This window comes from Streptomyces sp. NRRL S-37 (assembly GCF_000721605.1).
Lineage (GTDB): Bacteria > Actinomycetota > Actinomycetes > Streptomycetales > Streptomycetaceae > Streptomyces.
The window spans coordinates 1-22,494 of record NZ_JOIZ01000041.1 but is presented as its reverse complement, the minus strand read 5'-3'; the positions used below and the strand labels follow the sequence as shown (position 1 = coordinate 22,494).

Genomic DNA, 22,494 nt, shown 5'->3' with positions numbered 1-22,494 from the left:
CACCGAAAGCCGAACCGGCCCGCGGATTTCCTGGAAGCACAAGCGATGCACCATTCCGACACATCGAGTTCACCCTGTGTACGCCCGTCGGAAAGTTCTCCTGTCCGGCCGTCTCCTAGCGTTTCGAGGGTGCCGAAGCTTTCCGTGATCGTGCCGTTCTACAATGTGCGGCAATACGCCCTCGATGCCCTGCGAAGTCTGCGCGCCAATGCGCGCGACGACTTCGAATTCATTCTCGTCGACGACTGTTCGACCGACGGAACCGCAGACCTTCTCTCGCGCGCGGAACATGAACTGCAGGGGGCGGTCCTGGTCAGACACGAACGGAACGGGGGCCTGGCGACCGCCCGCAACACCGGCATCGACCGGGCCCGTGGCGAGTACCTGACCTTCATGGACGGCGACGACTGGCTGGCGCCCGGCTACTACGCCCGGCTGGTCGCCGCGATCGAGGCGCTGGGCTGCGACTTCGTCCGCACCGATCACGTGCAGTGCACGGCGCGGGCCCGCACCGTGCACCGCGTCCCGCACGGCCGGCGCAATGTGGTGCTGCGGCCGCGCGACGCGATCCTGCCCGCCCACCGGACCACGTCCGTCGACTACGCCTATGCCTGGGCGGGCGTCTACCACCGCCGTCTGGTCGAGCGCGGCCTGCTGCACTTCACCGACGGGCTGCGCACGGCGGAGGACCGGCCCTGGATCTGGAAGCTGCACCGGGAGGCGGAGTCCTTCGCGGTGACCAGCCTGCTGGGGGTCTTCTACCGGCGCGGCGTCACCTCGTCGCTGACGCAGATCGGCGACGCCCGGCAGCTCGACTTCATCCGCGCGTTCGACCAGGTGATCGAGGAGACCGCGAGGGACCCGGAGGCGGCGGCGCTGCTGCCGAAGGCCGTGCGCACGTACTGCGCGATCATCGCCCACCACCTGGGCGCCGTCGACAGGTTCGAGCCGTCCGTGGCGAGGAGGCTGAAGGTGATGAGTGCCGCCGCTCTGCGGCGCATGCCGCAGGACGTCCTCGACGACGCGCTCGGCTCGATGGACGCCGAGCGCGCCGGGCGGCTGCGCCGGCTGCGCCGCCGTCCGGTGCCGGCCGCGGAGGTGGCGGCGTGAGCACACAGATCTTCATGGCGTCGACCCTGTACGGCACCGCCACGCTCGCCGCCGCTCTCGACGCGGGCTGCTTCGCACCCGCCGACCGGCGGATCCTGCTGGTCTCCAACAACGCGGTGACGCCGGAGACGACACCCTCCGTCGACGAGATGCCCGGGTTCGAGCGGCTGCGGTCGCGCTTCGACGACGTGGTGTCGTGGAACGAGGCCGTCTTCCCCTTCCATCCCGGTGGCTGGGAACCGCGGGTGGACGACGTGCCCCTGTGGGAGCGGTATCTGCGGCTGGCCTGGAACATCGGTGACGACGACGTGGCGCTCGCGGTGGAGTCCATCCAGGTCAACCCGGCCCTCGGCGTGGCGCAGATCTTCACCGACGCGCCCGTCACCGTCTACGCGGACGGCCTGATGAGCTACGGCCCCACCCGCAACAAGATCGATCCGCTGGTCGGCACACGGGTGGAGCGCCTGCTCCACCTGGACCTGGTGCCGGGGCTGCGGCCGCTGCTGCTCACCGAGTTCGGTGTCGCGCCGGAGGTGGTGCCGACCCCGGCGTTCACCAAGGTGCTCGCCGAGCTGGTCGACACCGGTGCCGGGCTGCCGGAGGTGGAGGAGCCCGCGCTGCTGCTGGGCCAGTACCTGTCCGCGCTGCGCATCCTCTCCGTCGAGGAGGAGGAGGACCTGCACGTACGGATGCTGAAGGGCGCGGTGGAGCTGGGCCGCACCCGGGTGCTGTTCAAGCCGCACCCCACGGCCCCGGCCCGTTTCACCCGCACCCTGGAGCGGGAGGCCGAGCGGCTCGGTGCCGATCTCACGGTGCTGGACACCCCGGTGCTCGCCGAGGTGCTCTACCAGCGGATGCGTCCGGCGCTGGTCGTCGGCTGCTTCTCCACGGCCCTGCTCACCGCGTCCGAGCTGTACGGTCTGCCGGTGGCCCGGGTCGGCACGGACACGCTGCTGAAACGGCTGACGCCGTACGAGAACAGCAACCGCGTCCCCGTCACGATCGTCCACGCGCTGCTGCCCGCGCCGGACGACCGCGCGGCCGTCGCGGAGCGGCGCGGGAGCATGGACACCGAGGCGCTCGGCGACCTCGTGCGGGCCGTCGGGTTCGCGATGCAGCCGAAGATCCTCCCGGAGCTGCGGGCCGGGACCGAGCGGTATCTGTCGACGCGGCTGGACGACGGGACCCTGGGGTACTTCACGAAGAAGCGGCTGACGTCCCTGGGGCTGCCGGGCGGGATTCCGGCCCAGCTGGGCTTCCTGCCGCGCAACGCCACCGTACGGCGGGTCGCACGCAAGGCACGGGGTCTGCGGCGGGCGGTGGCACGCCGGCGGGCGGCCTCCGCTCCCACCGGTGAGCAGTGAAGGAAGCCCAGCTGGGCCGGGGGCGGCACGGCGGTTCCCGCCCGCCCCGGCCGGTGAGGAAGGCCGCGGGCCGCTGAACCCGCGTGCGTGAGCCCCCGCGGTCCACCGGCCGCGGGGGCTCACCCTGTTTCAGGATCCGAGGATCCTCCGCAGGTCGGCCGCGTTCTCCTCGGTGACCTTCCACAGCGTCTGCTGGCGCTCGTGGACGTCGGCGACCGTCGCCGCGTGGGCGTCCAGGATGCCGACGGCCCGCTCGGTGAGCATCGCGCCCAGGTTCCGCTCGTGCACGGAGATGCCCCACTCGGGACGCTCGATGTCGGCGAGGAAGTACGCCATCTTGGGGTGCGAGATCAGGCTGATGATCGGTGTGCCCACGCCGAACGGGATCATCCCGGCGTGCCCGCGCATGCCGATGACCAGGCGGGTCCTCGCGTACAGGTCCCGGATGGCGTCGTTGTCGAAGTCGTACATCGGGATCACCGGCAGCGAGATGCCGTGCTCACGGCGCAGGTCGAAGGCGATCCGCTCGTCGTCCAGCGAGTGCGCGGCGCAGCGGACCTCGGTGTGCGCGCCGATGCCCCGTACGGCCTTCGCGATCTCCGCGAGGAAGTGGCCGTAGTCGTGCCCGAAGCGCAGGCCCGCCCGGTCGTAGGCGGCGTTCAGCAGGACGGTGTCCTCGCGGTGCGCCGGGTCCGTCCAGCCGGGGACCAGCTGACGGCTGACCGTGGTGGGGCAGGGCTGGAAGCGGACCCGGTCGTGCAGGTGGTCCGGGAGCATCGCCCGTACCTTCGCGATGGAGCCGTGGTTGCGCAGTCCGAAGAACGCGGACTTCTCCACCAGCAGCCGGAGGCTCTCGCGGAACCGCCCGGCCCGGTACGACTGCCCGTCGAAGGCGTTGAACCCCACCGCGTACACCATGATCGGCACGTCGATGCCGTTCAGCTGCTCGTCGGCCACGTTCCACTGCCAGGCGCTGTTGCCGTTGGGCATCGTGTCCGGGATGAACAGTCCGCCGCCGCCGATGACCAGACCGCGCCGGGCGTTGACCCGCTCCAGGGCCGCCTCGTCGAACAGGCGGTGGGCGTGGACGGAGTGCCAGCGCCGGGAGGTGGTGTCCTCGCCGAACGCCAGGCGCACCGTCTCCGGCAGCAGCTTGTCGCCCGCGTTGCCCTGCCGGTCCATGTAGAAGGCGACGTGCGCCAGCTGTTCCCCGGGGCTGCCCTGCTCCTGGGCGGGCACGGTGCCGGCGCGCTGGGCCCACAGCCGGCTCGACCGGTGGGTCGGGTCGACGGAGATGCCGGCGGTGGCGTACCGCAGCGCCTCGGTGTCGTCACCGTGCACCCAGGCCATCTGGGCGAGCCGGGCGTAGGCGGTGGCGGCCCGGTTGGGCGCGGAGGTGGCCAGCAGCAGCTGGGCCCTGGCCTCCTCGTAGCGGGAGACGCTCATCAGGGCGTGGCCGAACACCTCGTGCGGCCACGCCTCGTCGAGCGGGATGCGGACGCTGCTCAGGATGTCGACGGCGTCCTGGTAGTCACCGGCCGCGATGTGCGCGGCGGCGACCTTGCGGGCGCACTCGACGTCCCCGGTGCGCATGACGTGCGGGGTGCCGAAGTGCACCAGCAGGTCGTGGTGGAGCCCTCCGGAGGACGCCAGGTACGCGGCGTGGAAGTCGTCGTCGGACAGGTCGAATCCGCGCCAGCGCTCCTCCGCCTGGGAGTAGCCGGCCTCGCCGCCCTGCCAGGGCTTGTGCCGCCCGGTGAAGTGCAGGATCGCCGTGTCGTCGGGCACCGGCAGGTCGCCGGACAGGCGCCGCTTGACGAAGTTGTAGCGGGCGTCGAGCCGGACGAAGTCGCCGTCCAGGACGGCGTTGAGGATGCCCTGGTCGTGCTTGTCGAGTTCGTAGTCCCCGCTGCGTCCGGTCGCGTCGAGCTTCGCGCAGAAGGCGTCGCTGAGGTACTCGCGCTGGATCACCAGCAGACCGGAGTTGAGCTTGTGCTGCCCGTAGAAGAACTGCGGGACGGCCGCCAGTCCCTCGCGCAGGCTCAGGAGTTCGCCCAGGTCGCCGAGGACCACCATGTCGGTGTCGAGGGTGATGACCGTGTCGTAGTCACGGATCCGGAAGACGTCGAGGATGAAGTACGCCTTGCGGACCAGGTAGTTGTCCTGGTCGCCCTTCTTGTACGAGTCGTACCGCTCGGCGTCCACGCGGCGCAGCACGATGCGCGGGTGCAGGGCGCGGATCTTCGCGATGGAGCCGGGGCGCAGGTCGTCGTGGAGGACGACGAAGTCCTCGCACACCCCCGGGTTGGACAGGGCGAGGCTGCGCAGCAGGGCGAGGAAGCCGGGCAGGTAGTTCTCGTCGACGTAGGAGGCGAAGGCGATGCGCCGCTTGCCGGTGAGCGCGGCCGACGAGGGGGCCGGGGCCTGGGTGGAGGTGGTGCCGGCCGGGAAGGTCGTGGTCATCGCAGGGATATCCTCATGTCGGTCACTCGCTGGGCCCGCTGCATGACCCATTCCTTCTCGCTGGTGTACTCGTGCACGGACGTGATCGGCATCTTCATGGCCTCCGGCACGCGGTAGGCGCCGCTCTCGTAGAAGTCGAAGCCGATCAGGTCGAGGGTGGGGCTGACGTCCAGGAAGTCCAGCAGGAACAGCATGTTGAAGCCGGTGGTCGGGATGCCCGTCCAGGCGTCGGTGCCCAGCCGGCCGATGTTGCGCACGGGCCAGCGCAGCGACTCGTCGCCGAGGAACCGCTGGGCGCCGGGCACGAGGCGGTTGCGCAGCGAGTACTTCCAGTCGCCGGAGATGCCGCCGAAGACGAGCCGGGTGGTGACCTGCTGGTCCCAGTTGAAGCCGTGCTTGTGGATGGTGGCGTGGATGTCGGTGCGGCTGCCGGTGTGCTTCGGGTCGATGCGGTACGAGTTGAAGCGCACCACCAGGTCGTAGGCGTCGATCTCGGCGCCCATCGAACTGCTGCCGACCCGCCCGGAGTTGGCTATCAGGCAGACGGACTTGCCGGCGATCTCGTTGCGGAACTCGCCGAGGCTGAGCCACCGCACGCCGCCGATGGTCGGGTCGGCGACGGGGCCGCGCATCCGGGCGCGGCGCTGCTCCGCGTAGAGGGCGAGGGCCTCGGTGAGGGCCGGGAGGTCGCCGCCCCGGTCGGTGCGCAGGTCCAGGTACTGGCTGAGCAGTTCCTGCCGTTCGTCGACCGGGGACCGCTCGGCGGCCAGCGCGAGGATCGCTCCCACCATGCGCGGCTCGGCCTCGGTCCAGTCCCCCACGGCGTGCGCGGCCAGGCCCTCGGCCCACACGTCGGTGGCGGGGCCGCGGGCGAACTCCTCGGCGCGCGGGCACTGGCGGCGCAGCAGGGCGAGCAGTTCCTGTTCCTTCTCCGCCGCGGTGCGCAGTCCGGCGACCTTGGCGCGCACGCCGAAGCCGTCGTCGTCGGTGAGGCCCAGGTAGCGCTCGTAGGCGGCCACGGCCTCGGTCTCGTCGCCGAGGGCCTCCAGCAGGCGGGCGCGCAGCCGCCAGCCGGCCCGGGAGCTCTTGCGCTGGGCCAGAACGGTGTCGCTGATGAGGAGCGCGAGGTTCAGTTCGTCGTCGTAGCCGCATTCGAGGGCCTTGTTGGCGACGGCGAGCAGGGCGTCCAGCAACTCGTTGGACAGGCCGGCGGAAGGCGTCGCCGTCCCCTTCACGGCCCGCTTGAGCAGGGCGGTCGCGCCACTCGGTGCGGGCGCCGGCTCCGGTGTGGCGCCGGTGGCGCACACGACGAGCAGCTTCCGCAACTGCTCGGCGAGCTGGATGCGGCGGCGGTCGGTGCTGCCGACGATTTTGCCGCTGTGCACCGCGCAGGCACGCAGACAGTCGTCCAGCTTCCCTCCTTGTGCACGTGCCCGTCTGTTGTGGACCGTCGTCATGGCACTCCTTGTGCGGAACCGGCCGCCGTCCGCGGGACGGTGTCGGTCGTGATGTCTTCCAGATGGGGGTGTCGAGAGAATTTAGAAAGCCAAAACGACATCGAGGTGAATTCGTCGCGTCCTGGTGAGGAATGGTTGGCCCGATGGCCCGGCGTCGTCCGTGAATCGGTCTAGCGTGCTGGCGTATGCGCGGCCAGGACCATGAACGCAGGGGATTTCCTTGACCAGCACGATCGCCCGCCCGATACCCGACACGCCCCGGGGGGCGGAGCCGGGGGCGCCTCGCCGTGAGACGCGACTGCGTGCCCTGGACGGACTTCGCCTGGTCGCCGCCCTCATGGTCGCGGCGTATCACTACGGCGGCCGCGGGGGCACGGTCACCGAGGCCTGGGGCAGTTCGGCCAAGGTGCAGTTCCCCACGCTCCACACCTTTTTCGCCTATGGCTGCCTGGGCGTGCAGATCTTCTTCGTGATCAGCGGGTTCGTGATCTGCATGAGCGGCTGGGGGCGGTCCCTGACGTCGTTCCTCGCCTCCCGCGTGTCCCGGCTGATGCCCGCCTACTGGGTGGCGGTCGTCCTGGTCACGGCCGTGTTCGCGCTGCCGGTGGTCGCCTATGACGCCGTGTCGCCGAGCGACGCCCTGGTCAACCTGACGATGCTCCAGCAGCCGCTGGGCGCGGACCGGGTGCTGGGGGTGTGCTGGACGCTGTGGGTGGAGCTCCGCTTCTACGCGCTCTTCGCGCTGTTCGTCGTCATACCCGGCGCGAACCGCCGGCGGGTCCTGCTGTTCTGCGGCGGCTGGCTGCTGGCGTCGGTGCTCGCCCGGGCCGCGCACGAGCCGCTCCTCGACCTGGTGCTGATGCCGGAGTACGCCCCGTTCTTCATCGGCGGGATCGGCCTGTACCTCGTCCACCGCGACCGGCGGGACACCCATGCGTGGGCCGTCGTGATCGTGAGCTTCCTGATCGGGCAGCACTACGCGGTGGGCGAGCTGTGGAACGCCTCCGACCCGAACGCCTTCGCCCACCGCACCACGTTCGGCATCGTCCTGGTCGTCGCCCTCGGCTTCGCCGCGGTGGCGGCGATCGCCCTGGGGTGGCTGAGCCGGGCGGACTGGCGCTGGCTCACGGTGGCCGGGGCGCTGACGTATCCCTTCTACCTGGTCCACGAGCACCTGGGCTGGGTGGTGATCCACGCCCTGCACCGCTCGCTGGACGTGCCGTCGGCCCTCACCTTCGCGCTGACCCTGACCACGATGCTGCTGCTGGCGTGGCTGCTCCACCGGTTCGTGGAGAAACCCCTGACACCGGTCCTGCGGACTCAGCTGTCGAAGCGGCGCTGACCGCCGGAGGGCTCGCGGGGCCGCCGACGCGTTCCGGCGTGCCGCGCGCCCGGTGTTCCCGCGGGCGTCCCGGTGTCCCGGCGTCCTGGCCTCAAGGCGTCCCGTACCGGGCCTCGATCCCCGCGATCAGCAGGGCGAGGCCCTCCTCGAAGTGCTGGTCGTAGTTCCCGAAGATCTCCCCGCCCGCCTGGGCCGCGAGCGGGTAGGCGGCCATCATGCGGGCGCGTTCCTCCAGGTCGAAGCCCTCGCGGCGTTCCCCGGGCAGCGGCTGGACGCCCTGTTCCTCGGTGACGAACCCGAGCGTGTAGAGGTAGGTCGTGTTGAACGCGCGGGTGGCACCGGCGAGGGTGAAACCGGCGGAGGTGAGCAGCCGCAGCATGTCCTCCATCTGCTCGGCGTGCTCGATCCCCGTGAAGCGTGAGCCGCTGAACACCTTCGCGCCGTCGCGGTAGGCGAGCAGCGCCGTGCGCAGGCCCCGGTTGGCCTTGAGCAGCCGCTCCTGCCAGGTGTCGTCCGGGTCGGGTGCGCCCTGGGCGACCATCCGGCGGTACATCTCCGTCGCCATCTCGTCGAGCAGCGCCTGCTTGTCCTTGAAGTGCCAGTAGAGGGCGGGCGCCTTGACGTCCAGTTCCCTGGCGATCGTGCGCAGCGTCAGGCCGTCCAGGCCGACCTCGTTCAGCAGTCTCAGCGCCGTGTCGGCGACCCGTCGGCGGTCCAGGGGGGTGCGTCGTTCCGAACTCACGCTTGACAACTTAACACCGTTAGGGACACGCTCACAGGGCAGGCAACTTAACAACGTTAAGGAGACGTGATCATGAGTGACACCCCTGTGCTGATCGTGGGCGCCGGGCCGACCGGCCTCACCCTCGGCATCGACCTGGCCCGGCGCGGGATCGCCGCGCTGGTGGTGGAGCGGGCGGACGGGCTGTTCCCCGGCTCGCGCGGCAAGGGGCTCCAGCCGCGCACCATGGAGGTCTTCGACGACCTGGGCGTGCTGGACGCGATCCACGCGGCGGGCGGCGGCTACCCGGTCGGGATGATCTGGCGCGGTGGCGAACGGGTCGGCGAGCACCACATGTTCGACCCGGCCGAGCCGAGCGAGGACGCGCCGTACAACGAGCCGTGGATGGTCCCGCAGTGGCGCACCCAGCGGATCCTGCTGGAGCGCCTGGAGGAGCTCGGCGGCAAGGTCGCCTTCGGCCGGGAGGTCACCGGCGTGGTCCAGGACGAGGACGGGGTGACCGCGCACTTCGCCTCCGGCGGGCCGGTGCGCGCCCGGTACCTCGTCGCGGCGGACGGCGGCCGTTCCGTGGTGCGCCGGGCGGTGGGCGTCGGCATGACCGGGGAGGAGGTGGATCCGTTCCCCATGCTGGTGGCGGACGTGCGGATCACCGGCCTGGACCGGGACAACTGGCACTTCTTCCCGCAGGGCGAGGGGACCGAGGACCTCCTGGCGATCTGCCCGCTGGCCGGGACGGAGGACTTCCAGCTGGTCGCCCGGTTCGCGGAGGGCACGGAGGTGGACCTCTCCCCGGAGGGCGTACGGCGGGTCGTCGCCGCCCGCTCGCACCTCGCCGCCGAGGACGTCACGGAGGTCCGCTGGGCCTCGGACTTCCGTCCGCGGGCCGCGCTCGCCGACCGGTTCCGGGTGGGCCGGGTCTTCCTCGCGGGCGACGCGGCGCACGTGCACTCCCCGGCCGGCGGCCAGGGCCTCAACACCAGCGTCCAGGACGCCTACAACCTGGGCTGGAAGCTGGGCGCGGTGCTGGGCGACGGGGCGGGGGCGGAGCTGCTGGACACGTACGAGGAGGAGCGGCGCCCGGTCGCCGCGCGGATGCTGGGCCTGTCCACCAGCGTCCACCGGGGGGAGACCCGGCGGGGCGGGGCCACCCGGCAACTGGACCTCGGCTACCCCGCGTCGACGCTCACCGCGGAGACGCGGACGGCGCCCGGCCCGGTGCGCGCGGGTGACCGGGCCCCGGACGCCACGGTGGACGGTGTACGCCTCTTCGACGCGTTCCGGGGGCCGCACTGGACGTTGCTGGCGCTGGGCACGGACGCCCCCGAGCCGCCCGCCGCCGTACGGGTGGTGCGCGGCCCGGCGCACGGGACGTACGGGGCGGGGCTGTTCCTCGTCCGCCCGGACGGCCATGTGGGCTGGGCCGGGGACACGCCGGCCGGGCTCCCGGAGTACCTGGCCCGGTTCGGCGGGCGCTGACCGCTACACGCTCGCCAGCGACAGCTTCGCCGCGAAGCCCAGGAAGAGGGCGCCGGCCGCCGAGGTCACCCCCGCCGACAGGCGGCGGCGACGGCGGAAGGCCGCGGCGAGCTTCGTACCGCCGAATATCAGCGCGCTGAGGTAGAGCACGCTGGCGAGCTGGGCGAAGGCGCCGAGGACGACGAAGGAGAGCGCCGGGTAGGCGTAGGCCGGGTCGACGAACTGCACGAAGAAGGCGATGAAGAACAGGATCGCCTTGGGGTTGAGGAGGCTGACGACCAGGGCCCGGCGGAACGGGCGCTCACCGGGCGGGGCGGCGGCGGGGGCCTCGGTCACGTCCTTGTCCCGCCGCGTCCGCCACATCCCCCACGCGGCCCGCAGCATTCCGACGGCCAGCCAGGTCAGATATCCGGCGCCCGCGTACTTCACGATCCCGAACAGCACGGCGTTGGCCTGGAGCAGCGAGGCGACCCCGGCGGCCGAGAGGGTCATCAGCACGGTGTCCCCGCACCAGACGCCGGCGGCGGCCGTGTACCCGGAGCGCACACCGCGCCGGGCGGCGACGGAGAGGACGTAGAGGGAGTTGGGACCGGGCAGCAGGACGATGAGGATCAGTCCTGCCAGGTAGGTGGGGAGGTCGATGACGCCGAACATGGGGGGAGTGTCGCACGGGGTGCGACACTCCGCTCCGGTGTTTCAGCCGTCGAGAAGGGTGTCCGCCAGGATCTCGACGGATACGCTGACCGAATCCGGCACGGTCACGTCCTGGCCCCGCTTGAAGCGCCGGGGGTCGGGGTACTTGCCATCGGCCGGATCGGCGTAGAGCAGGACCTCGTCGTGTTTGCGATCCACGATCAGGTAGGCCGGAATACCGGCCTGGGCATAGCACTCGACTTTGGGGCCAAGGTCGTCGGACCAGTTCGACGACGTGACCTCGACGACCATGCGGAAGACGTGTGGAGAGTAGTAGTTCTTCGTGACGTGGGCGTCGTGAATGTCCTCGTCCACGATGGACAGGTCAGGGATCGCGAAGTCCTGCGGCAACGCGGGAAGCCACAGGCCCACGCCCTGGATCCAGTCCGCACCGCTTCCCTCGATGCCGGCCCGCTCGAGCGCCCTGCAGAACTTCGTCAGCGACATCCCGTGCGAGCTGTCCGGCGGCGGTGTCGCAGTGAGCCTCCCCTGGAGAATCTCCACGCGGTGGCCAGGCAGTGCACGGGCGAGCTGGTCGGCAGCCTCGCCCAGGGTCAGCTCCTGCTGCAGTACGGCCATGGCGTCCTCCTTTTCGGGGTCCACTCTCCACGAGAGTAACCGGGGACGGACGGCTTCCGCCCGTGATCACTCATACGGGGTAACTGGCCAGGTCAGAAGGCGTCCGACGGCACGTAAGTACCCCACACCTCCCGCAGCGCGTTGCACACCTCGCCCACCGTCGCCCGCGCCTTCAGCGCGTCCTTCATCGGGTACAGGACGTTGTCCTCGCCCTCCGCCGCCTTCTTCAGGGCGGCCAGCGCCGAGTCGACCGCCTGCTGGTCGCGCTCCGCGCGGAGTCTCGCCAGGCGTTCGGCCTGCTGGGCCTCGATGGCGGGGTCGACGCGGAGCGGCTCGTAGGGCTCCTCCGCGTCGAGCTGGAAGCGGTTGACGCCGACCACGACGCGCTCGCCGGAGTCGGTCTCCTGGGCGATGCGGTAGGCGCTGCGCTCGATCTCGTTCTTCTGGAAGCCGTGCTCGATGGCGTTGACCGCGCCGCCGAGGTCCTCGACCTTCTTCATCAGCTCCAGCGTCGCCGCCTCGACGTCGTCGGTCATCTTCTCGACGACGTAGGAACCGGCGAAGGGGTCGACGGTCGCCGTCACGTCCGTCTCGTAGGCGAGGACCTGCTGCGTACGCAGGGCGAGGCGGGCGGACTTGTCCGTCGGGAGCGCGATCGCCTCGTCGAAGGAGTTGGTGTGCAGCGACTGGGTGCCGCCGAGGACGGCCGCCAGGCCCTGGACGGCGACGCGGACCAGGTTCACCTCGGGCTGCTGGGCCGTGAGCTGCACGCCCGCCGTCTGCGTGTGGAAGCGCAGCATCAGCGACTTGGGATTCTTCGCGCCGAACTCCTCCTTCATCACCCGCGCCCAGATCCTGCGGGCCGCACGGAACTTGGCGACCTCCTCCAGGATCGTCGTACGGGCCACGAAGAAGAAGGACAGGCGCGGGGCGAAGTCGTCCACGTCCATGCCGGCCGCGACGGCCGTGCGCACGTACTCGATGCCGTCCGCGAGGGTGAACGCGATCTCCTGCGCGGGGGAGGCGCCGGCCTCGGCCATGTGGTAGCCGGAGATCGAGATCGTGTTCCACTTCGGGATCTCGGCCTTGCAGTACTTGAAGATGTCGGCGATCAGGCGGAGGGAGGGCTTGGGCGGGAAGATGTACGTGCCCCGCGCGATGTACTCCTTCAGCACGTCGTTCTGGATCGTGCCGGTGAGCCTGTCGGCCGGGACGCCCTGCTCCTCGGCGACCAGTTGGTAGAGGAGCAGCAGGAGGGCGGCGGGGGCGTTGATCGTCATCGACGTGGAGACCTGGTCCAGCGGGATGCCGCCGAACAGCACCCGCATGTCGTCCACCGAGTCGATGGCGACGCCCACCTTGCCGACCTCGCCGTGCGCGATCGGGGCGTCGGAGTCGTGGCCCATCTGGGTGGGCAGGTCGAAGGCGACCGACAGGCCCATCGTGCCGTTGGCGATGAGCTGCTTGTAGCGGGCGTTGGACTCCGTCGCCGTGCCGAAACCGGCGTACTGGCGCATCGTCCAGGGCCGCCCCGTGTACATCGTCGGGTACACGCCCCGGGTGAAGGGGTACGCCCCCGGCTCGCCCAGTTTCTCCGCCGGGTCCCAGCCCTCGAGGTCCTCCGGTCCGTAGACCGGCTCGATGGGCAGGCCACTCTCGGTGGACCGGACACTGCCCGACTCGCGCGCCATGGTGTGATGCCTCCCGCTGAGCAGCGTTGCTCGATTCGCTCGCCCGGTACCCGTCGGTCACCCGCCGGTACGGGCCGATCTCCCGACGGACTGTAGCGGTGCGCGTACGGCCCGGTGGAGGGGCGCACGCTGGGACCTTCCTCACAGCCTCGGTGGGACCCCGCTCACAGCACCACCTCGGCGGTCGTCTTCCGGTCACTCACCACCATGCCCCTTTGTTCGCCGGGGGTCACGTCCGGGGAACATCTCAGGGGACGGCCGGGCGCGGCCGGTGAGACGAGGGGGGCTGGTGTGCGGAGTACGGGCATGGGGAGGAAGGGAACCGCGGCCGTCGCGGCGCTGACGGCCCTGGCCGCGCTGGCGGGCGGTGCGGCGGGCTGCACGGTGCGGCCGGCCGGGGCGGGCGGGGAGCACGGGCCGCCGGTGCGGATAGAGGTGCCGAGCCGGACACCGGCCGCGCCGTCGTCCGGGTCACCGTCGCGGGCTCCGGACGGCAGCGGCGGTGGCAGGAACGGCGGCGACGGCGGGAACGGCGGGAAGTCCTCCCCTCCTTCCAGCACCCCGGCACCGCGCGTGCTGTGGTCCCCCGGTGACTCCGGGCGCGACATACGCGAACTCCAGGCCCGGCTGCGGCAGGTCGCCTGGATCTTCCACGGGCCGACGGGGACGTACGACGATCTGACGGCGGAGGCGGTCCGGGGCTTCCAGGGCAAGCGCGGACTGCCGAGGACCGGGGTGACCGACTCCGTCACCTGGCAGCGGCTGCTCGGCATGACGCGCGAACCGGGCAGATGGGAGCTGTATCTGATGGGCGGCCAGCCGGCCGACGAACCCGACGCCCGCTGCCGGACCGGCCGGGTGCTGTGCATCAGCAAGACCAGCCGCACCCTGCGCTGGATGATCGACGGGCGGACGGTGTCGACGATGCCGGTGCGCTTCGGTTCCGAGTACACGCCGACCCGCGAGGGTGTCTTCCACGTCTACTGGAAGTCCCGGCACCATGTGTCCACGCTCTATGACTCGCCCATGCCGTACGCCATGTTCTTCAGCGGTGGCCAGGCCGTGCACTTCTCGGCCGACTTCGCCGCGCGGGGATACGCCGGCGCCTCGCACGGCTGCGTCAACGTACGGGACGAGGAGGCGATCGCACGGCTGTACGAGCAGGTGCGCGACGGCGACAAGGTCGTCGTGCACTGGTGAGACGGAAGGGGCGCGGGCGGGACCGGGGGAACGTGTCCCGCCCGCGCCGAGGTGCACGAGCCGTGGGTACGGGGGGAACCCCGGCTCCGTGCGACAGCCGATGACCAGTCGGCTCACTCATTACTGCGCCGCAAGGGCCGGAAGTGTCACACCCGCACGGGAGAAAAGTTCAGCGGCCAACAAAAGGGCAGGTCAGGGGCGGTGTCATGGGTTCTTCTTGCCACCCTTGCCGTGATCGCCGCCCTTGCCGTTATCACCGCCCTTGCCGTTGTCACCGCCCTTGCCGTTGTCACCGCCCTTGCCGTTATTACCGCTGGTATCGCCGCCGCCCCCGTTTCCGTTGGTGCCGCTGCTTCCGTGGTCGTCCTTCTTGACGCTGTTGCCGCCGTTGCCGTTGTCGGCATCGTCGCCCTGATCCTGACCCTGGCCATGTCCTTGGCCATGTCCTTGACCCTGACCCTGACCTTGGCCATGTCCTTGCTCTTGGCCCTGGCCCTGGTCGTTGCTCCGACCGTCAGCCTTCCCGTTCCCGTCGCCGCCGTGGGCTCTCCCGTCGGTGCCGGTCGTACCGGTCGTACCGGACGCACCGGAGGTGTCCGACGTGGACAGCACGTCCTCGCAGTACGCGCCGACGCGGGAGGAGCCGCCCGCCGCGTCCTCGAGGAGGCGCTCGCCCTCGCCGTTCAGCGCCTTGCCGTCGCGCCACGCGCGGCAGGCCGCGGCGATCTGCTTCCCGCCGCGGCCGGAACGGCCCGCGTCGTCACCGGTGTCCGCACCGGGCTTCCCCGGCGCGCGGGACCCCTCGGCGTCCCCGGCGGCACCCACGCCGTCCTCCGCCGTGCCGGCGGCACCCCCGGGCGTGGTTCCGCCCGGTGCGGTGCCCTCCGGCGGAGGGGACGCCAGGGAGCGTCCGGGGTGCGTGACGGAGGCGGCCGGGTCGGACCGGGAGCCGTCGGGCGGGGTGAGGACTCCGGTTCCGGCCAGGACCGCGACGCCCCCGGCCATGCCGGCAACCAGCGCGGCGGCCAGCCCGAGGCCCAGGGGACGCCCCCGCCGGGATCCGTCCGCGGTTCCGGAACGATCATCGTGCGGGACGCCGATACGGATCGCCCCGATGCCGGAAGGCCGCGTTCCGGTGGACCGGTCCTCGCCGCCGGCCGCCTCGGACCGCCCCTCCCGTTCCTCGCGCGCCTTGCGGAAGGCGGCCAGGGCGGCCGCCTCCCCGGGGAGTTCCCCCTCGTCCGAAGGAGGCGGCGCGGAGAGCGCGCGCAGTGTTCCGGCGAGCCGTCCGGCCTGGTCCCGGGCGACGGGATCGGCAGTTTCCAGGGGCTCTCCGCTCAGTAAGCGCTCCGCGGTCCCGCGGTCCAGCCACCTGTGCTGCTCATCGGCCATCACATGTCCTTCTGTGTCCGCGTTCGCACCTGCGTCACACTCGCGGACGTCACCGTACGACGGCGGGGTTCTCTCTGGGGAGGAAGGGCGTCGAGCACCCCGGCGGATTCCGGTCGGGCTTCCGGATCGCCGCCGAGCAGCTCGGCCAGACGTCTCAGACCCCGGTGCGCGGCCGTCCGTACGGCACCCGGTCGTTTGCCCAGTGTCTCGGCGGCGGACTTGGCGTCGAGGCCCACGACCACGCGCAGCACGACGGCCTCGGCCTGGTCCTGCGGCAGCCGGGATATGAGGGAGAACGCGCCGTCGGTGGCCAGCGCCTCGATGGCCTCGCCGGCGGTGTCGGACTCGGCGGCCCACCCGGTCAGCTCGGTCTCGTCGCCGCCGATCGCGGGACGGCGTCCGCGCATCCGTATGTGGTCCAGCGCCCGGTTGCGGGCGATCCGGGCGGCCCACCCGCGGAACCGGTCCGCGTCACCGGTGAAGCGCTCCAGGTCACGGGCGATCTGCAGCCACGCCTCGGACGTCACGTCCTCGGCGTCGGGTTCACCCACCAGTGTCCGTACATACCCCAGCAGCCGCGGATGCACCGCGCGGTACACAGTCCGGAACGCGGTCTCGTCCCCGTCCTGTGCCGCACGCACCGCGGCGGTCAGCTCCGCGTCGTCCCCCAGCACACGCGCACCCTCTTTGCGCCTAAACCGGCGCCGCTTTCGCGGACCGGGTTCTCGCCGTCGTGGTTACTCAATTGATGGTTGCGGTTTCCGGCCGCGGGCGGTTCGTGGTCATGTGTCCGCCGTGGCCTGGCGCGAAAGGCACGTTACGGCCTGAATCCTCTGCCCGTCCACGTCCGTCCAAGATGCAACTAACCCGTGACACGGGGGTGTGACAGAAAACGCACCCATGGCGCTGTAGGAAGTACGGGTCGCCGCGCGGCCCGTACCGCGCGACGGCCGGGGCCTCTCCTGTGGGGGGTGGCGGCCTCGGCCGTTGCCCGGCGGTCCCCGGAGTCCCGGTCCCCCGCGTCCTAGGGAGCGGGAGGCGGCGCCGTCGACAGGCCCAGGTGGTTCTCCTCGTCCCTGATGTGGGCGGGCTGACCGGTCAACATCGCGCGGACCGCGAATTCAGGCATACGGATGACGACCGGGCGGGAGAGTGTCGTGTCGCGTACGGCCGTTTCCGTGCGGGAGCCGCGGACCCGGTGGGTGACCCGGGCGACCGCCCTGACGTCCAGCGTGAACTGAACGAGGACCGACTTCGTCTTCGGCTTGTGCACCGGCATCGAGCCGGAGGCGTTCGCCGTGGCGTCGGCGGCGCCGCCCGAGCCGCCCGTGTTGCCCATCAGCTGGTTGAGACGGAACTGACCGGCGTCCAGGACGCCCGCGCCGGCCAGGCCGCGGGCCGCTCTGCTGTGGTCCGCGGAGCTCTGGCCGTCCGTCTGGGTGGGGCGGAGCCCCTCCAGGTGGCTCTGGCCGATCGTCTCGAAGGCCATCTTGTCGCCGACGCCCAGCACCCGGCCGTCGCGCAACCGCGCGTGCAGGGAGGCACGGAGGTTCCGGCCCTCCACGCCGGTGGCGTGCACCGGCGGCAGTTCGACCCCGGCGGAGGTCAGCAGCGGCAGGGCGGCGGTCATCCACTCGGTGGAGACGGCCTCGTGCAGGGCGTACGCGGCGGCCTGCCCCTTGTCGTCGAAGCGGGCGCCGCCGCCGGCCTGCCGGATGGCGGACGCGAGGAGCTGCCGTACCTGCGGTGCGCCCTGGAAGCCGTTGACCTGTGCCTCCATCGGCAGCCGCGCCCCGCCCGCGCGCCAGCGGGCCGGGTCGGCGGCGGCCGCCGGGGCGGGCGTCTGCGGAGCCTGGGCGGCCGGGGGCCCGATGCGGGAGAGGGCGTCCAGGTCCGCGCGCGGGAGGCGGTGGGTCAGGGTCAGGTGGTCCAGCAGGACGAAGTCCAGCCGCCGGTTCCCCTTGAACAGTTCGAGCCTGGCGCGGACCGGTACCCGCACCCTCGCCACCGCCGCCGTGCTCGCGTCCGCGACCGTCTTCATGCCGAGCTGGCCCCGGCTCGTGGTGCCGCTGCGCTTCGACGCGCCGGAGGAGAGGCCGAGGCCCGCCGCGCCGCCGGTGCTCTTCAGCTGTCCCGCGCCGCCGTCGGGTTTGCCGGAGCCGGCGAGGACGCCCTCCATGCCGGTCGTGGCGCCGTCGTCGTGGGAGGCGGCCTGCTGGGCGACGGCCGAGGTGATGTACTCCATGTCCCGCTTGTCGTCCGCCGCGCCCAGGTACTCGCCGTCCCCGGTCCGCTCGACCTTGAACACCGCCCAGTAGGGGGTCTTGCGGCCGTCGAACAGCTCGACGGTGACCCCGCCGTCCATGGCGCCGGCCAGCAGTCCGGCGGAGCCGTCCCGGTCCAGGACGCGCAGCAGGCGCTGCACGTTGTCGTTGCGGTCGTCCAGCTGCCGCCGGGGCAGCAGGGTGTCGGCGAGGTCCTGCCGCCGGTGTTCGGCGAGGCGGGCGCGCAGCGCCGGGAGCAGCGGTACGAAGCTGGGCAGGTCCTCGATCATGCCGAAGCCGAGCGGCAGGTCGCGGGCGAGTTCCGGGAAGGCGGGGGCGGTGCGGAAGCTCGCCGTGTCGCTCTCGTCCTCCGCCGGTTCGGCGGCCGTGCGGAAGCTTTCGGCGGCCGTGTGGAAACTGTCCGTGTCGCTCTCGTCCCCCGTGGCCGTTTCGGGGGCGTCGAGGCCCGCCTGCCGCCGCAGTGCCGCCGGGAGCTGCGCCTCCGTCACCCACACGCCCGCCCCGCCGGGCAGGAGCCGGGATCCCGTCGCCACGTACGGGCCGCCGCCGGTGACCTTCACCTCCGCGACCATGGTGACCACCACATCGCACTGGAGCAGGTACAGCGGGGCCTTCTTCGGGGTGTGGGCGTTGCGTTCGACGGTGCCGGACAGGGCGTACGACCGGGCGTCGCCCCGGCCCGTGGTGCGGTACGCCGACAGGCCCTGCGCGGCCCGCCAGGTGCTGCCGTTCTCGAAGCCTGTGGCGCCGGCCTGCACCGTGCTGGTGGTGCCCTGGCCCGACTGTCCGGCGGACTGGTGGCCGCCGAGCACGAAGGTCTCGGTGCCGGGCCCGGCGCCCCGGTGCACGAACGCCGGGTTGGCCAGGGCGAGCCGGGTGCCGACGGCGCCGTCGAGGGCCGCGAGGCGGCGCGGGTAGCGGAGGTTCTTCACGACCCAGCCGGAGGACGCGGCCTGCCGCAGCGCCGCCTGGATCGGCCGTTCGCCGAACCGCTCCTCGATCGCCAGCCGGGGTGCGAGCCCTTCCGTGGCCAGTGCCGGGTCCTCGCGCAGCGGCTTGTTGCGGGCGGCGGCCCGGGACAGCAGCGCGAAGGCGAGGTCCCGGACGGGCTGTCCGTCGAGGGTCTCCACCAGTTGCCAGTCGTGCAGTGCGGTGGTGATGCCCTGTGCCGGGTCGAGCGAGGCCAGGTCGCCGATGCCGCCGGCGGCGACGGGCGTGGCGGGTGCCGCGTCGGGGCGGGCCGCGGTGAGGGCGTCCAGCCGGTTCCTGCCGTCGTCGTCGAGGGTGAACTCGGCCGGGGTGAGCAGCCGTACGTCCTGGCTGCCGAGGTTCATGTACGCCAGCGTCTCGGGCTCCGGCACGTCCCGGCCGGGGGCGCCGGGGGTGAGGCCGCGGGCGAGTGTGCGGGGGCGGGAGGTCATGGTGGCCTCCACGTCGAGGCGCAGGGCCGCGCGGAAGGCGGCGGCCGTGTCGGAGCCGTTGGCGACGACGTCCGTACGGCCGGTCGTGCCGCCCTGGTTGCGGTGCGAGCCGGTGCTGTGCCGCTCGTAGCGGGCCGCGCCGGTCAGGGCGCCGGGGACCAGCCGGGCCTGGCCGAGGACGAGGCCGCCGATCGAGCGCCGGCTGCTCCGTCCGCTCTGGGCGTTCGCGGCGACGGTCGTGTGGCTGCGCACCGACCAGTCCTTGATGTCCCCCTCGTACTCGGTGCCGCCGAGTTCTCCCTTGACGAGGAGCTGCACGTCGTGGGAGTGCAGGGTCGTCTTGCGGCGCAGCCGCACCCGGATGCCGGTGGTCAGCAGCTGGTCCTTGTTGACGCGGAGGTTGGTCTCCGACAGGGCGGTCGTCAGCTCGCGGACGTTGCGCCGCTGGGCCTCGGCCTCCTCGGCACTGGTGCCGGGGGCGGGCGCGGTGGCCCCGAACGCGGGGAGGTAGCCGGCCAGCCGGGGGTCGGTGGCGAACATCTCGCGGACGGCCCGCATCATGGGGCCGGTGTCGAGGCGGCTCAGCGCGACTCCGGCGCCCTTGCCGCCGTAGGGGAGGTGGCGTTCGACGTCCCGCTCGTCGCCGTTCTCGTCGGTCGTCGTGGGCTTGCGGACGAAGTCCTCGGCCGTCATGCCGGGGGGCAGCGGCAGCCCGTAGGAGCGGGCCTCGTCGGCCCGCAGGCTGATCCACACGTTCATCGTGTGGACGGCGACGCGGGTCTCGGGGCGCAGGATGTGCTGCGCCGCGCGGGGTCCTGTGCCCTCCGCGGTGAACCGTACGGTTCCGTAGTAGAGGGCCTTCTCGCCGCGGACCTCCGCGCCCTGCCGGCCGGCGACGCTCTGTTCGTTCACGGTGAAGCGCGCCTTGCGGGCCGCCGCGACGGGCATGGCGGTGCCCCGGACGACGGCGGCGTTGCCGACCGCGCCGACGCCGATCGCCGGGCCCAGGCCCGCCTGGACGGACCGGCCCTTGCCCGCGCTCTCCGCGACCGACGTCTGGCCGTGCTGGTGCGTGCGCAGCTGTGTCTTCCCGGTGCCCCAGGCCGGGGACAGACCGGTGACGACGGCGCTCAGCCGGTAACTGCCCGCCGTCTTGCCGTCCTTGGAGTAGAGGTCCTCGCCGGTCAGTCCGTCGCGCAGCAGCCGGGGCAGATCCTCGAGGACGGTCGCGGTGGAGGTCACCGAGTACAGGCGGCTGCGGCCCGGCGCGCCCGGGGCGGTGAGCGCGGGGTGCAGCACCGAGGCGACGGTGTCGAAGAGGCCGCCGCCGCCCTGGTGCGGGGCGGCCTCGTCGGCCACCGCGACCGGGGCGAGGGAGTCGGAGAGCGAGACGTCGCGGGAGGTGGCGGCGGTCACCGGCCGGGGCGGGGCGGGCGCCTCGGTGCCGACCGGGACCAGGTGCTCGGTCGGCACCCGCTGGGTGAGGGTGCCCGTGTCGCCGAAGGTCTGTTCGTCCTCGGTGCCGTGCTTGCGGATCCGTACCTCGTAGCGCACCTTGCGCTCCACCTCGACGGTGCCCTTGTCGCTGCGCAGCACACGCCATTCGGCCACGTTCGTCTGCCGGCGGGACTCGCGGGAGGACTGCCAGGGCTGGGCGTTCACGGTGCCGGCCGCGCCGAGCCACACTCCCGGGGCGACGGGGGCGAGCCCGAAGGCGACGCCTCCGGCGCCCTTGCTCGACGAACCGCCGCTCGTGGAGCTCACGGTGGCGGCGGAGTTGTGGTGGACGTCGAGCTTGGTGTCCTTGCCCTCGGGGTGGTCGAGCGCGGCCTGCGGCACTCCGTCGGTGCCCGGTGAGGCGTCGGCCAGGGTGTCCCCGGGGTGGAAGACGGGCGGCCGGTCGTCCGGGGCCCGGCGGATCGTGACGGTGACGTCGTACCACTCCTTGCCGGTGCGGCCCTCGACGGCGAAGGCGCGGCCCTGCCCGAAGAAGCTCTCCGGGCGGCCGGCCAGTTCGCCGGCGAGTTCGGCGACGGCGCCGTCGGCGTGCCCGACGACCGCGGAGACGGCGTGCCGGACGAACTCGTGGCCGGTCGGCCCGTACGACGAGGAGAGGCCGCCCGCCTGGAGGTTCATCAGGTACGGCGGCAGCACGAGGCCCGTCTCGGTGCGCTCCTCGATGTCCGGCAGTGCGGGGCGGCCGGCGGCCGCGGTCCGGGTCCTGCGCACGGCGCGTGAGGTGGCCGCGTTGCCGACGGCACGCTGGAGCGAGAGCAGAGGGGCGGGTGGACGCTCGGTGCGGGGCGTCCGGGACGCCTGCTCCGAGGTGCCGGTCCGGCCGTCCCCTGACTGCTGCTGTGTCCGCACCTCGTCAACGTATCCGCTGGTGGGGCGGGGTGTGGGCGGTCTCCCTCCTGCTCTGCCAATCGCCGTCCGCGCTCCACCGGGACGTCGACTCCCGTACTCCTGTCCGTCAGCTCCGCTGGAAGAACTCCACCTCCGCGAGGGCCAGATGACGTCCGGCTGTCAGGCCGGCGGGCGAACGCAGCACCAGGCGTACCGACTTCGCGTCGCTGATGCCGGTGGGGATCGTCTGCGGGCCCGGCTTGTCGCTGAGAGTGATCTCCTTGTGGTGCTCGGTGCCGTCCTCGGCCGTCACCTCCAGGTCCACCTGGAGCGCGCGGCCCTGGCGGGCGTACGCCTCGGGGGACGTGGACGCCCCGTTGGTGATGATCAGGTCGACCAGGCGGAACGGCTTGCGGAAGGTGTAGGTCACCGAGGCGCCCGGTCCGGGCGCGCCCCAGTAGCGGTTGTTGAGCCCGTCCGTGGTGTCCTCGGCCGGATGTCCGCGCACCGCCGCGCTCGCCTCGACGGCGGCCGGGGTGATGGGGGTGGCCTTGCCCAGTTTGTCCCGGGTGTCCTCGATCAGGGCCCGTCCGGCGGGCAGCAGCAGGAAGCCTCCCGCGCACAGCGCCAGCACCACGGCCAGGATCACGACGAACCGGAACACCGATCCCGACCCGGCCCGCTTCCGGCGCCGGAACGGCCACACCGTCCGCCACCACGGCAGCGGGGCGGGCTTCTCGGCGGGCTTCAGTTCGGCCGCGCAGCGCCGGCAGAACCGCCGCTCGGGCCGGTTGACCGTCCCGCAGACGGGGCACGCCCGCCCCACCACGTCGCCCTCCTCCACGGCGGTGGGCCGCACCACGGGCCGGGGCGTGACCGGCTTCGCGGGGAGGACGGGGCCTATGGGGGCGGGGTCGGCGGGGGGTGCTGGGG

General features: G+C 72.2%; 15 protein-coding genes. 5 read left to right on the top strand and 10 right to left on the bottom strand.

Annotation, left to right across the window (positions count from 1 at the left end; translation table 11 throughout):
* Positions 1-129: 129 nt before the first annotated feature.
* Positions 130-1,110: a glycosyltransferase family 2 protein gene (locus IH50_RS0135750; RefSeq protein WP_030872303.1), complete on the top strand. Its 981-nt coding sequence runs from the start codon at positions 130-132 to the stop codon at positions 1,108-1,110.
* On the top strand, positions 1,107-2,474 hold the full coding sequence (locus IH50_RS0135745; RefSeq protein WP_051767582.1) for a polysialyltransferase family glycosyltransferase: 1,368 nt from the start codon (positions 1,107-1,109) through the stop codon (positions 2,472-2,474). Before IH50_RS0135750 ends, IH50_RS0135745 begins: the two co-directional genes overlap by 4 nt.
* A gap of 129 nt (positions 2,475-2,603) precedes the next feature.
* Here IH50_RS0135745 and IH50_RS0135740 read toward each other — a convergent pair whose 3' ends face one another.
* Together IH50_RS0135740 and IH50_RS0135735 are read right to left on the bottom strand one after the other, a co-directional pair.
* Positions 2,604-4,937 (bottom strand): glycosyltransferase, encoded by a 2,334-nt coding sequence (locus tag IH50_RS0135740; RefSeq protein WP_030872296.1) that lies wholly within the window; start codon positions 4,935-4,937, stop codon positions 2,604-2,606.
* Positions 4,934-6,394: a glycosyltransferase family 29 protein gene (locus IH50_RS0135735; RefSeq protein WP_030872292.1), complete on the bottom strand. Its 1,461-nt coding sequence runs from the start codon at positions 6,392-6,394 to the stop codon at positions 4,934-4,936. The genes IH50_RS0135740 and IH50_RS0135735 overlap by 4 nt, the downstream gene beginning before the upstream one ends.
* A gap of 220 nt (positions 6,395-6,614) precedes the next feature.
* Here IH50_RS0135735 and IH50_RS0135730 point away from each other — a divergent pair, with 220 nt between their 5' ends.
* On the top strand, positions 6,615-7,736 hold the full coding sequence (locus IH50_RS0135730) for an acyltransferase family protein (RefSeq protein ID WP_030872291.1): 1,122 nt from the start codon (positions 6,615-6,617) through the stop codon (positions 7,734-7,736).
* Positions 7,737-7,827: 91 nt separating this feature from the next.
* On the opposite strand, the gene IH50_RS0135725 is transcribed toward IH50_RS0135730, so the two are convergent.
* Positions 7,828-8,478: a TetR/AcrR family transcriptional regulator gene (locus IH50_RS0135725; RefSeq protein ID WP_030872289.1), complete on the bottom strand. Its 651-nt coding sequence runs from the start codon at positions 8,476-8,478 to the stop codon at positions 7,828-7,830.
* Positions 8,479-8,550: 72 nt separating this feature from the next.
* Between IH50_RS0135725 and IH50_RS0135720 the strand changes: the two genes are divergently transcribed.
* On the top strand, positions 8,551-9,954 hold the full coding sequence (locus tag IH50_RS0135720; protein ID WP_030872286.1) for an FAD-dependent oxidoreductase: 1,404 nt from the start codon (positions 8,551-8,553) through the stop codon (positions 9,952-9,954).
* A 3-nt stretch (positions 9,955-9,957) separates the two neighbouring features.
* On the opposite strand, the gene leuE is transcribed toward IH50_RS0135720, so the two are convergent.
* The 3 genes from leuE to IH50_RS0135705 form a co-directional block, all read right to left on the bottom strand.
* Complete coding sequence (leuE, locus tag IH50_RS0135715; RefSeq protein WP_030872282.1) at positions 9,958-10,608, bottom strand: leucine efflux protein LeuE; 651 nt, start codon at positions 10,606-10,608, stop codon at positions 9,958-9,960.
* 42 nt (positions 10,609-10,650) lie between these two features.
* The gene (locus tag IH50_RS0135710; protein WP_030872280.1) at positions 10,651-11,226 is read right to left on the bottom strand and encodes a Uma2 family endonuclease; all 576 of its coding nucleotides are present in this window, start codon (positions 11,224-11,226) and stop codon (positions 10,651-10,653) included.
* A gap of 92 nt (positions 11,227-11,318) precedes the next feature.
* The gene (locus tag IH50_RS0135705) at positions 11,319-12,917 is read right to left on the bottom strand and encodes an acyl-CoA mutase large subunit family protein (RefSeq protein ID WP_030872276.1); all 1,599 of its coding nucleotides are present in this window, start codon (positions 12,915-12,917) and stop codon (positions 11,319-11,321) included.
* Between the two features lie 306 nt (positions 12,918-13,223).
* Here IH50_RS0135705 and IH50_RS0135700 point away from each other — a divergent pair, with 306 nt between their 5' ends.
* Positions 13,224-14,117 carry a L,D-transpeptidase family protein gene (locus IH50_RS0135700; RefSeq protein WP_051767581.1) on the top strand — a complete coding sequence of 298 codons (894 nt, stop codon included), beginning with the start codon at positions 13,224-13,226 and terminating at the stop codon, positions 14,115-14,117.
* Positions 14,118-14,321: 204 nt separating this feature from the next.
* On the opposite strand, the gene IH50_RS38240 is transcribed toward IH50_RS0135700, so the two are convergent.
* The 4 genes from IH50_RS38240 to IH50_RS0135680 all read right to left on the bottom strand — a co-directional run.
* Entirely contained in the window at positions 14,322-15,509 is a 1,188-nt protein-coding gene (locus tag IH50_RS38240) for a hypothetical protein (RefSeq protein ID WP_037873503.1), read from the bottom strand.
* Positions 15,509-16,183: an RNA polymerase sigma factor gene (locus IH50_RS0135690; protein ID WP_030872270.1), complete on the bottom strand. Its 675-nt coding sequence runs from the start codon at positions 16,181-16,183 to the stop codon at positions 15,509-15,511. The genes IH50_RS38240 and IH50_RS0135690 overlap by 1 nt, the downstream gene beginning before the upstream one ends.
* A 350-nt stretch (positions 16,184-16,533) precedes the next feature.
* Positions 16,534-21,582, bottom strand: coding sequence for a hypothetical protein (locus IH50_RS0135685; RefSeq protein ID WP_107062227.1), 5,049 nt, complete (start codon positions 21,580-21,582; stop codon positions 16,534-16,536).
* A gap of 106 nt (positions 21,583-21,688) precedes the next feature.
* The coding region (locus tag IH50_RS0135680; RefSeq protein WP_324617167.1) for an NADase-type glycan-binding domain-containing protein at positions 21,689-22,494 on the bottom strand (806 nt) is incomplete at its 5' end.

Coding starts and splice junctions, on each gene's coding strand:
- IH50_RS38240 (WP_037873503.1), bottom strand. CDS start 15,509: ATGGCCGATGAGCAGCACAGGTGGCTGGACCGCGGGACCGCGGAGCGC.
- IH50_RS0135740 (WP_030872296.1), bottom strand. CDS start 4,937: ATGACCACGACCTTCCCGGCCGGCACCACCTCCACCCAGGCCCCGGCC.
- leuE (WP_030872282.1), bottom strand. CDS start 10,608: ATGTTCGGCGTCATCGACCTCCCCACCTACCTGGCAGGACTGATCCTC.
- IH50_RS0135705 (WP_030872276.1), bottom strand. CDS start 12,917: ATGGCGCGCGAGTCGGGCAGTGTCCGGTCCACCGAGAGTGGCCTGCCC.
- IH50_RS0135720 (WP_030872286.1), top strand. CDS start 8,551: ATGAGTGACACCCCTGTGCTGATCGTGGGCGCCGGGCCGACCGGCCTC.
- IH50_RS0135700 (WP_051767581.1), top strand. CDS start 13,224: ATGGGGAGGAAGGGAACCGCGGCCGTCGCGGCGCTGACGGCCCTGGCC.
- IH50_RS0135735 (WP_030872292.1), bottom strand. CDS start 6,394: ATGACGACGGTCCACAACAGACGGGCACGTGCACAAGGAGGGAAGCTG.
- IH50_RS0135710 (WP_030872280.1), bottom strand. CDS start 11,226: ATGGCCGTACTGCAGCAGGAGCTGACCCTGGGCGAGGCTGCCGACCAG.